This is a genomic window from Acidimicrobiales bacterium (genome assembly GCA_036378675.1).
Taxonomy (GTDB): domain Bacteria; phylum Actinomycetota; class Acidimicrobiia; order Acidimicrobiales; family Palsa-688; genus DASUWA01.
In genome coordinates, this window is the sequence record DASUWA010000016.1 from 24589 (window position 1) to 40222 (window position 15634).

A 15634-nucleotide genomic window follows, 5' to 3' on the forward strand; every position below is an offset into this window, starting at 1 on the left:
GATACTTGATTCGCGACGAACCTCAAATCGCAGCGGAGACGCCACAGTCGACGGCCCCTACATCAGAGGCTTCCCCCGACCGCGTCGATCAGGCGATCGCGAGTTCTGTCGTAGCGCGAAGGCTTGCAGCGTCACGAGCACGGTCTGACTAGCAGACCGTCTCTCTTTGAGGTGCCGCGTTGGATCCATAGCTGTTGCCGCACTGGGAGATCCCCGACGACGGAGGCCCGGACCAGACTCCCTGACCGTTGCTGCTGCTGTCTATCTCGAGCACCTGGGCGGCGTCCTCGACGTTGTTGTTCTGCACGGACACGTTGGTCGAGCCTTGGATGCTGATGGCAACAGGCTGCTGATAGACATGCGGGGGTGTCGGGTTGCATAAGAGGGTGCCGTTGATGTCCTGGTCGTAACAGTTTTGCGGCATGGTGTTCCCGGCGATCAGCCCACCGGTCACGAGCTGGAAGTCGACCGAATCGACATAGGAGGATTGGAATGGCGTGTCCCAGGTGTTGTTCGTAACCCGAATGTTCTGGACGTAAGGGTCGGGGTTCAGTCCGTTGACCGTGACCTCCGGTCCAGCCTGGCTATCGTAGCTGTTGTGGTCAAACGTGATGTTCTCGGCGGTGCAGTCGGGTCCGCACTGGACCGCTATTGAGAAGAAAGCCACTCCAGAGTAGGTGTCGCCGTGCTCGGTGACGTTCGCCCACCCGGCCCCAGAGCAGCCCGTCGTACAACCAACTGGGTCGGTCGGCGAGTTACCGTCATCCTCCATGTCCATCGCGTCGTAAGCGACCTGTGAGAAGGTGTTACCGGATAAAGCGAAATGTTCGCCACCGTTGGACGACCAGCCGTGCCGTGCCAGATGGTCGCAATGGTTGCCGGTGAATGTCCAACCGTTGAGCCAACCGTGTACCCCTGAGTCTGCGGTGAAGCCCCCGACTTGGGCGCAGTCACCCCACACATGGCTGATCGTGCTCCCTTTAATCGTGATGTTTGAGCCACTGGACACAATGAATCCGGCTTGGCTTTCAAGAGCCGAGTCGTAGCAGTTGTAGTAGGGCGTGTCGGTGCAGTTTTGCGGCCCGGTGAAGTTCACATCGTTGACGGTGATATTCGTCGAATCATCGATGAGCATGAACGCTCTGCTGTTGTTGTTTCCGCTGCCAACGAGGTTAGGCACCATATAGTACGGATAGTGCGGACCATCAGGCTCGCCGTAATCGATCCCTATATAGGGCGCGCCCGTGCCGTTGGTTAGGGCTTCAAACTTTGCGCCATTCCCTTGAACAGTGACCCAGGACTGCTGCCAGATCGGGATCGTCTCTTCCACTTCGTAACACGCGGTTGACGGGAACGACACGACCGTTGGACTGGTGCTCGTTCCGTTCGGAAGGCTGGCAATCCACGCGTCAAGCGCTGGGGCTACATCGGTCGAGCAATTGGCAGCAATGGACTCTGGCGGGATGTAGACGACGCCGGGTGTCGTGATCTGGATGCCTGCGCTAGGACTGAAGGTGAAGATGCCACCGTCCGAAGCCACCAACCAATAACCACCACCGCCCGGCACCGCCGCCATACCCACAACCGGCTTGTTAAGCGGAGTCGCGCCAGTCGAGCCGTAGAAGCCTGCACCGGGCCCAAAAGTAAAGATGCCACCGTCCGAAGCCACCAACCAATAACCACCACCGCCCGGCACCGCCGCCATACCCACAACCGGCTTATTTAGGTGGACACCGCCCATCGATCCGTAGAAGGGTGCGTTGAACGCGAAGACCCCTCCGTCTGAGGCGACCATCCAGTACCCGCCGGTAGCCGTATCGGCGGCGATCCCGACGATCGGCGCGTTCAGATGCGTGGCCCCCAGCGAGCCGAAGAAGTTGGCACCTGGCCCGAACGAAAACAGACCACCGTCAGATCCGACAATCCAGTATCCGGTTCCGTCTGCAGCTGCTGCCATCCCCACGATGGGACTGTTCAGTCGAATGGCACCGGTCGAACCGTAGAAGTTTGCTCCCATCGGGGCGCCCGATGGCGCCGAAGAACTGGAGATCTGGGGTGAACCGGGGTTTGACGGACCTGGCTGTGCCTGTACCGGGACGTCACCGTGAGATACCCCGATGATCAGGCCGCAGAGAAACAGCGCAACGAGGAGGAGGATTCTCCGCGTCAAAGACGTGCGCAGAGACCCTGTCTCGGGGAGCCTGTTCCCCTTTAACCGCATTTCTCCTGTATCTGTCGAATACAGGAGGGACTTGAGGCCTCTTCCGCTATTTCCAGCGGTGTATCAAAGCAGCGTGCGCTGACCCGGTGGCGGGTAATCCGGCTGCGGGAGCTTGGCTCTGAAGGACCAGATTCAGGTGGGCGCTGGCCCCTCGCTCACCTGGCCCATGCTGGTTCCTCGAGTCATCGGAGATGGGTAGTCAGAGCCGCCTGAGTTCGGCCTGTCGCCACAGCGTGATTTCTGCCTTTTCTCGGCGGCAAAGCGAAAAGCACGAAGAAGAACGGGAGGAGCTGTATCCGCTCCCGGTCTAACAGCCCGAAATTAGCGAGACTCGAGTAGGCATAGATGAAGGCAGCGGAGTAGAGGACGACTAGTGGGATATACGGTCGTCGCCTGATCAGCCGGATCGCGCCTCCGATGCTCGGGAGGGAGCTCAAAAAGAGAATGAGGATCGCAAGTCCTTCGGCCGAAGAGGCAAGCTCCTGGTTATTGTGAGCTTCGTAGGGGAATGGCCTGAACAGCACGGTCACTGCGTCCTTTGGAAAATCGGACGGCGAGGTAGAGAGATTTCCCTGGAAGCTTGAGCCGGTTGCGTCCTCGCCGCCGCCGGACTGAAGGTTGGCCTGATTGCTGTTCAGTACCTGCTGAACGCTGCTGCTGTCCAGCTTGCTGACGTGTAGGAAGGATGCCGTCCTGGTTGCCAGAAATAGACCGCCGCCGACGATGATGACGATCCCGAGGATCTTGCTGAAGGGGCTGAGCGGCGTCCGTCGTCCGCTACGGCGAAGAACGAATGCGACCCCAACCGCAGACAACAGGATCAGAGCGATCGGCGGCCGGATGGCCATAGCGATCCCCAAGCCGGCAAGCAGCATCCAGGCGGATCCGCGACGGAAGCTCAGCAGCTTCGCTGCGCCCAGAGCCGCCAGCCCGAGCGCCAACGTCATGATCGCTTCCTTGCTGAAGGTGGCGGACCAAAAGACGATAGAGGGAAAGAAGAAGACGAGCCAGCCATATCGGCGGTGCTTGCCCTCCGGGACACAGATCGTGAAGGCTCGATAGAAGCAGCACAAACCAATGAACGCGAGGCCCGAGAAAGCGAGTGCTGCTCCGAGCTTCGTGGTCCCGATGACCGCCAAGATCACGGCTACCGAGATGATGGTCGCTCCGTCGCCGACGAGGCTGCCGTGATAGGTGAAGTGGCCCGACCTGAGCGAATTCGCCAGGTGAACGCCCTGGTTGTAGTAGCCGTTGGCATCGGCGACTCCGCCGTAGAGATGCTTTACCAGGTAGAACTCCACCGGCACGGCCAGGAGCTTGACGGCGAGCGCCGGCTTCACCAACCTTCTTATGCGCGGATCGTCACGCGGCACGATCCGGTGGGCTAGGCCACCGACCAGAAACCACACCACAAGCCCCACCACAACGGCGTGGACCAACTGCACCCTTCCCCGCGGCCTCCCTCTATACCCGGCCCGAGTCTGCCCGACTCGGCGGCTTGTCCCATCTTCCCACAGAATGTCCCGATGTGTACCCCGTCGAGCCGGACGGCCTCCTATCCTGGGATCGTGGATAGGCCGGGGCGGGGCTAGCGGGCGGTGTGCGGCATCGCGGGTTTGCTGCGCCTCGATGACAGCGGCGCCGACGACTGGCTCGCTTCAGTCAAGGAGATGGCCGATGCGCTCAGCCACCGAGGACCGGACGATGCCGGAATCTGGCTCGACCAGCAAGCAGGAATCGCTCTCGGCCATCGCCGGCTATCCATCCTCGATTTGTCGGCCAACGGGCACCAGCCGATGGTCTCACCGAGCGGCCGGTATGTGGTCACCTATAACGGCGAGCTGTACAACTTTCGCGCCCTGCGTGTCGACCTTAACGGGTCGAGCCGAGAGGGATGGAAGGGCCACTCGGACACCGAGGTCCTGCTGGCCGCGCTGGATCGCTGGGGGCTCGAGGCAACCTTGCCGCGCCTCAACGGCATGTTCGCTTTTGCTCTCTGGGATCGTGCCAAGCGCAGGCTCCACCTGGTCCGCGACCGGATGGGTGAGAAGCCGCTTTACTTCGGCTGGTTCGGCCGGACCCTTCTGTTCGGCTCAGAGCTGAAGGCACTCAAAAAGCATCCCGCCTTCACCGCACGCATCAATCGGGATGCGCTGGCGCTCTATCTGCGCCACAACTGCGTTCCCGCGCCCTACTCGATCTATGAAGGAGTTTGGAAGCTTCCGCCGGCAGCCATTGTGACGATCCGCGCCGACGGCGAGCCCGAGAGACCACCCCGGTTCGAGAAGTACTGGTCCCTCCACGACGTGGCGGAGAAGGGCATCATCGCACGGAGCCAAGACCTCGCAAGCCTTGTCGACCAGTTCGAGGAGCTCCTCGAAGACGCCGTGCGCCTCCGGCTCGAGTCTGACGTTCCTCTGGGCGCCTTCCTGTCCGGTGGCATCGACTCATCCACCGTCGTAGCGCTAATGCAGCGACAGAGCGGCCTGCCCGTCAGGACCTTCACGGTCGGATTCGACGACCCCGCTTATGACGAGTCAAGCGCTGCTGCTGCCGTGGCTGGTCACCTTGGCACCGAGCACGTCGAACTCCGGGTCACCCCGAAGGACACCCTCGACGTCGTTCCCCGTCTCTCCGAGATCTACGACGAGCCGTTCGCGGACTCCTCCCAAATCCCGACCGTCCTGATAAGCGAACTCACTCGCGAGCACGTCACTGTTTCGCTTTCAGGTGATGGCGGCGACGAGTTGTTCGGCGGCTACAACCGCTACGTCTGGTGCCCGAGCATCTGGCGCAAGGTCCGGCCCCTCCCCCAGCCCTTACGCCGCGCTGTCGCAGCGGCCACGCGAAAAGTGCCCCAACGGACCTGGGACAACATCTTCGACCTGGTCCGGCCTGTCCTGCCTGATCGCTTCGATATCCGCGTCCCCGGGCTCAAGGTCCATAAGTTGGCCCAGGTTCTCCCTGCTGCAGACATCACCGAGATGTACCGAAGCGTGACCTCTCATTGGACCGAGCCATCCCTCCTCGTGCTCGGCAGCCACGAACCGTCGTCCGCTCTCACCGATACTGGTTCCTGGCCCAACCTCGCTGACCCGGTCTCCCTGATGATGTACCTCGACGGCGTGACCTACCTGCCCGACGACATACTCGTAAAGGTTGACCGGGCCAGCATGTCGGTCGGCCTCGAAGCCCGGGTCCCGTTCTTGGACCATCGGGTCGTCGAGTTCGCCTGGTCAGTGCCGCTGCACGCGAAGCTGAACGCGGGTCAGGGCAAGTGGCTGATCCGTCAGGTACTGGCACGCCACGTGCCGGCGGTCTTGACCGACCGCCCGAAGATGGGCTTCGGCCTGCCGCTAGGCAACTGGCTCCGCGGACCCTTACGGGAATGGGCCGAGGAGCTCCTCGGAGAGGACAGGCTCCGCCGTGAGGACTTCTTCGACCCGGCCCCGATCCGGCGACTCTGGTCCGAGCATGTATCCGGGAGGGGCGAGTGGCCGTTCCACCTTTGGGATGTGCTGATGTTCGAGTCCTGGCTGTCCGGGCAACACTGACCGCAGCGACATGAGCCGCCCACCGGGACAGGCCCGGACAACGAAGCGTCACCGCCTGCTGCACGTGACGACCACTGACATCAGTCTCGCCCTTCTACTCGGCCCGCAGCTGAAAGCATTCCTTCAGTCCGGCTACGAGGTGATAGGCACCTCTGCCCCCGGTCCGTTCGTTGAACAGCTCGAAGCCGACGGCATACGCCACGTCCCGCTCTCACACTCGACCCGCAGCTTCGCACCCCTCCACGACGCTCTCGCAGGCCCCGAGTTTTACCGCCTCTTGCGGGACCTAAGGCCCGACATCGTGCACACCCACAACCCCAAGCCCGGAATCTATGGACGTATCGCCGCCCGCGCGGCCGGCGTGCCGGTAGTGGTCAACACCGTGCACGGGCTCTATGCGACCTCCGACGACAGTCTCCGGAAGCGAGCCGTCGTCTACGGCCTCGAACGGATAGCGGCCTGCTTTTCCGACGCCGAACTGGTCCAGAATCCGGAGGACATCGAGACTCTGGCGGCGCTTCGCATACCTCGCGAGCGGCTCCGGCTTCTCGGCAACGGGATAGACCTGGACCGGTTCTCTCCCGCCGCCAAGAACGACGCCCGCCGGCGGATCCGAGCCGAGATCGGCGCGCGAGACGACAACGTCGTCGTCGGCGCCATCGGCCGCCTGGTGTGGGAGAAGGGTTATGGAGAACTGTTCGCCGCCGCCGCGGAACTACGCGAGCAGTTCCCGAATGTCATGATCCTGGTAGCCGGACCAGCCGAACCCACCAAGAGTGACGGCATCGACGCGGCCTCAATCGCCCGTGCCGAGGGGGTAGGAGTCCGTTTCCTCGGCTACCGCTCCGACGTCGAAGACATCTACGCCGCGCTAGACGTCTACGTGCTGGCTTCACACCGCGAGGGCTTTCCACGCTCGGCCATGGAAGCCGCGGCGATGTCTCTCCCGATCGTGGCCACCAACATCCGCGGATGTCGGCAAGTCGTCAACGACGGCGTCACCGGTCTGCTGGTCGAGCCACACGATGCTCGGGCTCTGGCGGGCGCAATTGGTCGACTCGCGTCCGATCTCCAACTGAGGAAATCAATGGCGAGAGCGGCTCGGGCTAAAGCGCTTCTCGATTTCGACCAGCGCCGGGTGATCGATATCACTCTCAAGCTTTATGCAGAACTTCTGAAAAAGAAGGATCGCTCGTTGGTACGCGACCCCTCTACGAGTATCCGTCCCCACCCAGAGTGCCTTGGCGGGGGTGTTCCGAGCGGCGAACCTCCGGGTACGTAGAAAAATTACGTCGGTTGGGCGATGTGTCGCTCGGCTCCGGTATGCGACGCTAACTCCTGACCGAATCGTGCCAAAGGGGAAGAAGGGGTCAAACCGTGGACCAAAGCAGACGCGATTTCCTGAAGAAGAGCGCCATCGTCGGTGGGGCGGTATGGGTGGCACCCTCGATCGTCACAGTCGGCTCCGCCGCCGGCGCCTCGCCGGTCTGCAACTGTCCGAGCTGTCATGCCAATGCCACGGCGGTTGGGCTACTTCCTGACTCCGCCATCCCCCTCGGCCAGACGACGAGTACTAGCGGCTCAGCGTGCGCCAACAACTGCCTTGTCCCTGCGAGCCCTCTAATCGCGGTGGCGTGCAGTAAAGCGGACAGCGGTTCGTGCAGCTCAAGCGCATTTGTGGCCGGTGTCGGACCGTTGCCGCTGGGAACTCTAGGAACCCTCTCGGCTGACGTGATCTCTACCTGCGTGTGCTGCGGGCAGGGCGGGACCACCTTCGTGAATGTCTCGTTCACCCCGGTTACAGGTGGTACTCCCCTGACCTTGACTCCGAACTGCAATGGCGCGGTCGGTGTTGTGCCTGGCCTGCTCACGATCCACACCAACGAACAGACGTGCACTAACGGCGTTCTCACGGTCACCGGCCTGAGAGTGAATCTCGGTGGGTCCGACATTGTTGTTTTGGCGCAATCCACCGCTGGCGCGACAGGCTGCGCCTGCCACGCATGCACGACCGGATCGGTGTCTACCCCGCCGTGCACGACCCCGGGGCCCGCACAAACGAGCTGCACTCCCGCAACCTCCTGCTGAGAAGCACGGCCAGGTAGAGGCTCAGGGCGAGGTGTGAGACGTCTCTGCCCAAGTGGCAGGGACGTCTTGCTCGCGACTGGCTTGCCGCGTAGCGTTTTCGTTGCAACGGGGAAGGCCACCGGAGGGGCATTGGAAAGTACGGCAAGTGCGGAGGCGGCACGGCAGCTGAACGCGCGGGTCTATGTCACGAGCCGCTTCGTCGCACTCGGATACGACTTCGAGATCGAGACCGGTGACCCCGTCCTCGGCCGGTATCTGGACTCGGTGCTGTCGCCGTTTGCCCGGACGGGTCGTGGAGCGCACCGATATGCGGTCGTCCGTAGGTCAGACCCCGATGAGCACTTCGCGCTGTACTTCGAAGGTGAGCGGCAACGGCGGTCAAACGACGGGGGTACCGTCCTCGCCTATCTGTTCTGGCACATCAACTCGCAGGTCATCAGTCAATCGAACCACTCCCTGCTGCTCCATGCCGCCGGCGCCGAGCTCGGAGGCCGGGCCGTCGTGCTGCCGGGACCCTCCGGGGCGGGTAAGAGCACGCTTGTCGCGGGACTGATCCGGGCAGGGTTCCGTTATTTGACCGACGAGGCCGTTGCTCTCGATTCTGCTACTGGCGACGTCGTTCCCTTTCCCAAACCATTGAAACTCGACACTGGATCGCAGTCTTTGTTGCCTGAGTTGCGTCCGGAGCTCGACCCGAAGATCGATCGATACGAGACGAACGATTGGATCGTGGACGTCCGGTCGATCGGACCGGACCGACTTGCCCCGCCGGCCCCTCCAGCATTCGTTGTCGGCCCGGCCTACCGTCGAGGGAGCGAAACACGGCTCATTCCTCTTCGGCCGGCAGAAACCGCGATGCTAATGATCCAGAACGCATTGAACCTGCCCACGCACGGAAGGGCCGGTTTGGACCTCGTCGCGGCGACCGCCCGACGGGTGCCCGGCTTCCGACTTGAGGTCGGCGACCTCGACGCAGCCTGCTCCCTGATCACCGAACTCATGATCGGCGTTTCCCCCGATTTGATGCCCTGACGGAGGTCATCCAACCACTGGACTCACCGGTCGTGGGTTCTTGCACGCTAAGCGTAGTCGCCTCAATCGGTGTATCAAGGAGGGATTGCCCCTTTCGGGCCGATGGGTCTAGCATCCAGGCTTGGACTTCGCTTGAGCTGAGTAGAGGTTCGATGTTGCTTGGGGCTAAGGGCTGATTGGGGGCGTGGCCGTGGTGGAGCAAGGGGCGGCGGTGAACTGGATCGTGGGTACCGCCCGCGACGGTTCGGTCCGATCGACGTCAGAAGCGAGACGGATCGTGCTCGCGGGTGAACCACGGCTGTATCTGGAGGCGCTGTCCGAACTCTTGGACAGTATCCCTGGAGTTTCCGCATCGCTCTTCCCGCCTGGAAATGGCCATTCTCTAGGGGAGCATGCCCCAGAACTCATTCTGCTGGGGTGTCCAGCCAGCACCGACACGCCTGCAGAGCTCTCCGGGTTCCTCCAGGAGTCGTATCCCGGCGTGCCCCTGGTCTTTCTCGACTCCGGACCCACCCGCGACGGCTCCGAGAGGGCGGCCCCCCCGGACGCAACGGCCCGGATCAGCACGGGCATTCCCCTCGGCGAGTTGGTCAAGCGGCTATGCGACCCGGCGAACCCGATCGGTTCGGGGAAAAGACGTCCGGCTTCGCGCGCAAGAGCTCGCCGAGAGTGGCCATTGTCGTCCCTGAGTGACCGGGAGCTGTCGGTACTGCGACTTGTCGTTGGCGGGCGCACGAATGACGAGGCCGCCGAGGCGCTCGGCATCTCTCGCCATACGGTGAGGACTCATCTGCAGAACATCATGGCCAAGATGCAGGCACGGTCCAGGACCGAGCTTGTAAGCGTCGCGATGCGGTCGGGCATGCGTACGGGAGCCGCCCCCGTCACGCGGGACCGTTGAGCTGTGGAGGCCGTCGATGTCACGGTCTTGCTGGGTGCGGGGATGCCAGCAGAGCTCGAGGTACTCGAATATGCGCTCGGGCGTAGGCGCAGCGTGAGCACCTTGGGTTGGGACCCGACCGTCAGCGGGACGGTCGACAAGGTTGCAACTCGAAAGCCGGACGTCGCCCTCGTATGTGCCGATTTTCCCGACGGGGACGGCATAACTGCGTGTTCGGAGATCAAACGTCATTTCCCTCCGACCCGGGTAATAGTCATCGGGCCCTCACGGGATGACAGCGTTCTGATTTCAGCAGTGAAGGCCGGCGCCGACGGATTCGTCACCACCAACGACTCGATCGATGATCTGGTCGACGCAGTGCATGAGGTCAGCCGGGGCGCCTCGCACATACCGCCGATGATGCTCGGCGGGCTTTTGCGAGGTCTGATCGAGTTCAGGCGGGAGGACGACGGGGCCTTTGAGCGGTTCGCCAGCCTCGGCAAACGCGAGCGGGAAGTCCTGGTAGGTATCTGTGCCGGGCTCGGCGACCAGGCGATAGCTGCGAGGCTCCACCTCTCACCCCACACCACCCGCACTCACGCGCAGAACATCTTGGGCAAGCTAGGCGTACATTCCCGCGTGGAAGCGACGCGGATGGTGTTCGAGCACGACTTGTTCGCTCGCTTCGGCATTGATGTCGATGGACTGGCGGAAGAAGGAGGGGGTGCGAAGTGAGCAACCAGAGTTTCAAGCCCGGGCTACGTCCTTTCCAACGACCCGGAATCCGCATCGAACATCGCGGCGCGCAGGCCCTGATCTCCGATGCCGAACGGACCAAAGTCCTCTCCCTCAACGAGTCGGCGGCAGCAGTGCTGGAGTTGTGCGACGGACGGACGACGATCGACGAGATGGTGATGGCTATTTGCCAGGTGGCTTCCGTTCGACCCGATCAAGCCCGGGAGGACGTCGAACTGACGATAGCGAAATTGGAGGGGGCAGGTTTCGTGGCTTTTGACCCAGGAGTGGGCCGCAAGCGCAGCCCGAGACCAAGCGTTAGCGGGAGCGATCTGTGACAGAGACCAGGATGGACGAGGCAGCGGGCGCTCAGATGGAGGTCCTGGACTACCTGAGGATCATCCGTCGGCGGTGGCCGATAGTCATCCTCTGCGCGCTTGTGGGTCTAGCTGTCGGGTATCTGACGGCCAAGTCGAGTACGTCGGGGCCCGTCAGCACTGGTTCTACGACGACCACGTACCAAGCGACCGCCATCCTCGGTACGGCTTCGAGCACTACGAGTGACCCGAGTGGCCTCTCGTTGGACGCAATGGCCTTCCTCGCCCAGTCCGGGCCCGTGCCTGCCATGACGGAAAAGGCCTTGGGCGACAAGTCGGGCGCATTGGATATCGCCGGGCGGGTCCAGGTCACTCCTAAGGACCCTTTGAATCTGATGCAGGTTACGGCTTCTGAACCCTCCCGGGACCAGGCGGCACAGGTGGCTAATGCGTTCGCCAGTCAAGTCATCACCTACATCAACGATCAGCTTCAGGTGACCCACGATGCGACCGTTACCAGCGACCGCGCCCAGCTTGATTCGCTGACGGCGGTTACGGCGAAACTGCAAGCACAACCCCCCTCGCCCACGACTCAAAGTGAGCTTGGTGTCGCACAGGGTCAGTACGCGCAGCTGTACGTCTCCTATCAGGAACTGCTCCTGGCTGGTCCCCAACACACCGGGTTGCACGTAATCAATCCCGCCGCTCCGAACGTCGCCTCTTCTGTGAGCGGGGGATTCACACATGTGATCGCAACGACAAGCAAGAGAACGCGCACTGCTTTGGGCGGCCTCATCGGCCTGATCATCGGAATCGGCTTGGCGCTCGTCCGGGATCGGCTCGATACCAAGATCAACAGCCGCGAGCAGGCGGAGCGAATATTCAGGCTTCCAGTCCTTGGAGAGATCCCGAGAATTCCCCGCGACTCCAAGAGGCGTGGTTTGGTCGTCGCTGAAGCGCCTTCCTCGAGGGCAGCAGAATCAATCCGGATGCTTCGAACCGTACTCGCCTTGTCGCGTCCTCCTGGTGGTCGCAAGGGTGGATTAGGTAACGGCCCGTCGCGAGCGATTCTCATCTCCTCTCCAACGCGGATGATGGGGAAGGGTGAGCTGATCGCCAACCTGGCTGCCAGCTTCTCAGAAGCGGGCAGCACGGTAGCGCTGGTGGCAGTGGACCCATTCGATCTCTCGATCGGTCCGCTTGACGGGGCCGCATCGGCCATGCTCCGCAACGGCGACCGAGTCGGTGCTCCCTGGCCAGCTTCCGATCCGACCGGTGATCCTGCGGGTTCGATCACTGGCTTCGAGGGTGTCTCGTTGGTCATGAACGGCCACGGCCCGGCGAATAATGGCAAGGTCCATGGACGAGGCCACGCAGACCTCGTGGCCGAGGCTCGTCGCTCAGCGGAATTGGTTTTGGTGGACGTCCCGCCGGCGCTGATCACTCACGAAGCTGGCCGGCTTTCGGCGGTTGTCGACTCGGTCGTCTTGGTGTGCGAGAAGGGTCGTGTGACCGCCCGGGAAGCCGCCCTAACGGTGGATCTATTGCACCGAGTCGGGGCCCCTCTCCACGGGATCGTCCTCGTGGCCAAGAGAGACTGGACAAGCAGATTGCCCACTCTGAGCCGCCGTAGGACGCATCGGCACCAACCTCAACATGCCATGTCCACGCCTGCGCCCATACTCGAAGAAGGGAGCACAGAAGGGTCTCTTTTGGAGACCCAGGATGCCCCACCTCAACGGGTCGTATCCCTCCCTGAGCCAACCTCGGAAGGGACGAGCAACGAGGCTTCGGCAGCCGAAACCCAGGATGCCCCACCTCAACAGGTCATATCCCTCGCTGAGCCGACCCCTGAGCCGACTCCGGAAGAGACGAGCAGCGAAGCCTCGCCTGCCGAAACCCAGGATGCCCCGAGCGACGCGAGCCTTGAGCATTAGCCGATTGCCCCAGGGCGTCACGGCAGGTTCTCGGGTGTCACATGAACACCGCTGGGTCCGATCGCCCGGGACGCTCTGGCGCTCCTCCAGCGGCACCCTGGTCGTACTGCCTCAGGAAGGAGACGATCCAACCCCATTGGTGGTGTCTGGATCGGCGGCGCTGGTTTGGGGCCTCCTTGCCACACCCGTCACGCTCGTGGAACTGGCAGACCGACTATCCCAACTGTGCGATGCCAGTGCCGACGTGATCGCCAGAGACCTGGCTCCAGTGCTCGACCAATTAAACGCGGCTGCGGCTGTGCAACGGGTGCCATGAATCTCGGCGTCCCTTCCTTTCCCACACTCGGGACTCACGTTTCATCGTTATTGCGCTCTGTCGCCGCGCACGGCCTCGTCGGCAAGCACGGCGAGAGCCAGGACGCGTTTGCCCTTGTCTCGGAGCCGTTGAGCCAGCCCGACTGGCGCAGCCTGCTTTCGACGGCGCGCCACGAACGCCTACTCGGGTTGCTTTCCCGCGCGATGGCCGATGGCGCCCTACCTTGCAGTCTCGAGCAAGCCGAGGAGCTCCATCAGGCGCACTTGGCCGAACTGTGCCGGGACCTAACGTGCGAAAGGCAACTCATCGAGGTCGTACGGGCACTACGGCAGGCCGATCTGGATCACCGTGTTCTCAAGGGCTCAGCCGTGGCGCATCTTGACTATCCAGAGCCTGCGCTCCGCTCCTTCGCCGATGTCGACCTCCTCGTACGCGCCGACCAGTGGGACGATGCGGTCGCGGTCCTGGCCGAAGCCGGGTGGCAGCGTCAGTTCGGTGAACCCCGGCCGGGCTTCGATCGCCGCTTCGTGAAGGGGGTAGTGCTTACTCGGACCACAGGAGAGACCCCGATGGAATTGGACCTTCATCGGACCCTAGCGCTCGGTCCGTTCGGGCTCACCGTCCGACTCGAGGACCTTTGGGACGGATATGACGTGCTTCGGATCGGTGGAGAAGAGCTGCACTGTCTCCAAGCTCAGGAGCGTTTCCTACACGCGTGCTTCCACGCGGTGCTCGGAGATTTTCCTTCCCGGCTTGTCCCGCTACGTGACATCGCCGAGATGATTCTGAATAAGGATCTTGATCTAGACCTCGTCATCGATCTTTCGCGATCGTGGCACGCCGAAGCCGTGTTGCTTCACGCCGTACAAGTCTCTTGCGCAACCCTCCAATTGGATTCATCCGAGGAACCTTGGAACCGCATCAACTCGTTAAGGCCGCCACGTCGCGAGCTGACAGCGTTGAGGCCGTATCTGACGCCCAAGCGCTCCTACGTAGGGCTGTGCTTGGCCGCAACCCGAGCGATCCGTAAGCCGTCGGACAAGGCTCGCTATCTCGCCGCAATGGCGTTCCCTAGGCGGCAGTTTGTTGGGGCCCGCTACCGCAGCCGCGTCGACCGGTGGCGAGCAGCGGCACAGGTGCTTCGCTCGTGACGAACCCACGAAGCCGAGCCGGCCGGTACCGCGCAGGGTGACGGACGACGCACAAGTCCCGCAGCACGTCGGACCCGACTTCGTCGCGACCCGGCGGCAGGACATGATTACGGTCGAGATCGAAGCGGAGGCGATCGTTTACGACGAGCAGCAAGAGGTCGCGCACCTGCTCAGTCCTACAGCAGCAATCGTATGGGAGCTGCTCGACGGCCGAAGTCGGCTCGACGAGGTGGCCGTCGACCTCGCACAGGCTTTTGACGTAGCCGCCGAGCTGGTTCTACAGGACGTCGTGACGCTCGTCCAGGAATTCTCTCGGCAAGGTTTGCTCGCGAGGAGTTCGACAACTTCGGCGGAGACCAAGTGCACATCGCCGCCCTGATCACGGCCTCAATCGATCCGCACCTTTTTCTTCGCCATCGGCCGCCCTGCAACACAAGACTTGCCTGCGACCTTCAGGCATTCACCCTCCCGGAATTCAGGGACCCTCTTCTATTTGGGTTCGTCGCCGTCGGTGCAGGCGCGGTTGTGTCTTGGGGACGGCGGGCTGTTCGAGGGGCGCGCGGCATCAAGTCGTCCCTGCCGGTACCGATAGCGGGCCTGCTGTTCGCGGCGGCGGCCCTCGCTGGATATCAGCGCACCGGCCATCTCGTTCCCGGGTTCGCGTTATCCATCGCTCTCCTCCTTACGGGCGGTCTGATTGGAGATATTGCGAGTCTTCCAGCGGTTCCTCGCATGCTGCTGTCTGCCCCGGGCGCCGTCGTTCTGGCCACCGAGTCAGCGCTCCCGGACCCGCTATGGGCGCGAGTTTTCGCTGGGGCGATCACGGTCGTCGGAGCCGGTCTTATCGACAGTCTTGACCGCCGCTGTTGCAGGCTCGGGCTCGGCCCGCTGCTGCTCGCTGTCACGACGGTTGGTCTCTACGAGACCGTTCCTGACCCGGATTTCGCGCTGCTTCTCGTCGGTGCGGCGTTACCTATGGCCCTGCTCGGTTGGCCGATCCCGCTTGCTCGGTTGGGCGGCGCTGGTGCCGCAGCGGCAGCTGGCTTTCTCGCTTGGGCAGATGCTGTTGGCGGCCGAGGAAGGTTGGGAACGGTGGTCGCGGGCGGAGTATGCCTTGGTCTGTTCGCCATAGAGCCGCCCGTTCACTGGTTGCTGCGCGATGGACAGACCGTCGTAGAGCGACTGGCCCCCCACCTGCGAACACCGGTTGTGGTCTCGTTCATCCAGCTGGCACTTGCCGCTGCGTGCACCCGGATCGCGTTGGACAACAGAACCCCCGTCGAGGCTGGCGAGATCGCCGGAATTGCCCTACTGCTCGCGATAATCGCCACGTATGCGCTCAGCCAGCGTCGGATTCATCTCACCGCACGGTTGTGGCGAGCGGATAGATAGCCCGAGCGGTG

At 62.8% G+C, this 15634-nt stretch carries 13 protein-coding genes; 11 read left to right on the top strand and 2 right to left on the bottom strand.

Going from position 1 to position 15634, the window contains the following annotated elements:
• Nucleotides 1-148: 148 nt before the first annotated feature.
• Both VFZ97_06285 and VFZ97_06290 read right to left on the bottom strand, forming a co-directional pair.
• Nucleotides 149-1957, bottom strand: a complete 1809-nt coding sequence (locus VFZ97_06285; GenBank protein HEX6393031.1) for a hypothetical protein — start codon at nucleotides 1955-1957, stop codon at nucleotides 149-151.
• Between the two features lie 446 nt (nucleotides 1958-2403).
• Nucleotides 2404-3660: a hypothetical protein gene (locus VFZ97_06290; GenBank protein ID HEX6393032.1), complete on the bottom strand. Its 1257-nt coding sequence runs from the start codon at nucleotides 3658-3660 to the stop codon at nucleotides 2404-2406.
• A 159-nt stretch (nucleotides 3661-3819) separates the two neighbouring features.
• Here VFZ97_06290 and asnB point away from each other — a divergent pair, with 159 nt between their 5' ends.
• The 11 genes from asnB (at nucleotide 3820) to VFZ97_06345 (ending at nucleotide 15623) form a co-directional block, all read left to right on the top strand.
• Nucleotides 3820-5775: an asparagine synthase (glutamine-hydrolyzing) gene (asnB, locus tag VFZ97_06295; GenBank protein HEX6393033.1), complete on the top strand. Its 1956-nt coding sequence runs from the start codon at nucleotides 3820-3822 to the stop codon at nucleotides 5773-5775.
• 10 nt (nucleotides 5776-5785) lie between these two features.
• Complete coding sequence (locus VFZ97_06300) at nucleotides 5786-7057, top strand: glycosyltransferase family 4 protein (GenBank protein ID HEX6393034.1); 1272 nt, start codon at nucleotides 5786-5788, stop codon at nucleotides 7055-7057.
• Nucleotides 7058-7992: 935 nt separating this feature from the next.
• Nucleotides 7993-8895: a hypothetical protein gene (locus VFZ97_06305; protein HEX6393035.1), complete on the top strand. Its 903-nt coding sequence runs from the start codon at nucleotides 7993-7995 to the stop codon at nucleotides 8893-8895.
• A 211-nt stretch (nucleotides 8896-9106) separates the two neighbouring features.
• Nucleotides 9107-9796 (top strand): response regulator transcription factor, encoded by a 690-nt coding sequence (locus VFZ97_06310; protein HEX6393036.1) that lies wholly within the window; start codon nucleotides 9107-9109, stop codon nucleotides 9794-9796.
• A 3-nt stretch (nucleotides 9797-9799) separates the two neighbouring features.
• Nucleotides 9800-10510 (top strand): response regulator transcription factor, encoded by a 711-nt coding sequence (locus VFZ97_06315; GenBank protein HEX6393037.1) that lies wholly within the window; start codon nucleotides 9800-9802, stop codon nucleotides 10508-10510.
• Complete coding sequence (locus VFZ97_06320; protein HEX6393038.1) at nucleotides 10507-10848, top strand: PqqD family protein; 342 nt, start codon at nucleotides 10507-10509, stop codon at nucleotides 10846-10848. The genes VFZ97_06315 and VFZ97_06320 overlap by 4 nt, the downstream gene beginning before the upstream one ends.
• Nucleotides 10845-12764 (top strand): hypothetical protein, encoded by a 1920-nt coding sequence (locus tag VFZ97_06325; GenBank protein HEX6393039.1) that lies wholly within the window; start codon nucleotides 10845-10847, stop codon nucleotides 12762-12764. Before VFZ97_06320 ends, VFZ97_06325 begins: the two co-directional genes overlap by 4 nt.
• Nucleotides 12765-12798: 34 nt before the next feature.
• Nucleotides 12799-13080: a PqqD family protein gene (locus tag VFZ97_06330; protein HEX6393040.1), complete on the top strand. Its 282-nt coding sequence runs from the start codon at nucleotides 12799-12801 to the stop codon at nucleotides 13078-13080.
• A gap of 50 nt (nucleotides 13081-13130) precedes the next feature.
• Nucleotides 13131-14231: a nucleotidyltransferase family protein gene (locus VFZ97_06335; GenBank protein ID HEX6393041.1), complete on the top strand. Its 1101-nt coding sequence runs from the start codon at nucleotides 13131-13133 to the stop codon at nucleotides 14229-14231.
• A 37-nt stretch (nucleotides 14232-14268) separates the two neighbouring features.
• Nucleotides 14269-14610, top strand: a complete 342-nt coding sequence (locus tag VFZ97_06340; protein ID HEX6393042.1) for a PqqD family protein — start codon at nucleotides 14269-14271, stop codon at nucleotides 14608-14610.
• The gene (locus VFZ97_06345; protein ID HEX6393043.1) at nucleotides 14592-15623 is read left to right on the top strand and encodes a hypothetical protein; all 1032 of its coding nucleotides are present in this window, start codon (nucleotides 14592-14594) and stop codon (nucleotides 15621-15623) included. The genes VFZ97_06340 and VFZ97_06345 overlap by 19 nt, the downstream gene beginning before the upstream one ends.
• Nucleotides 15624-15634 lie beyond the last annotated feature (11 nt).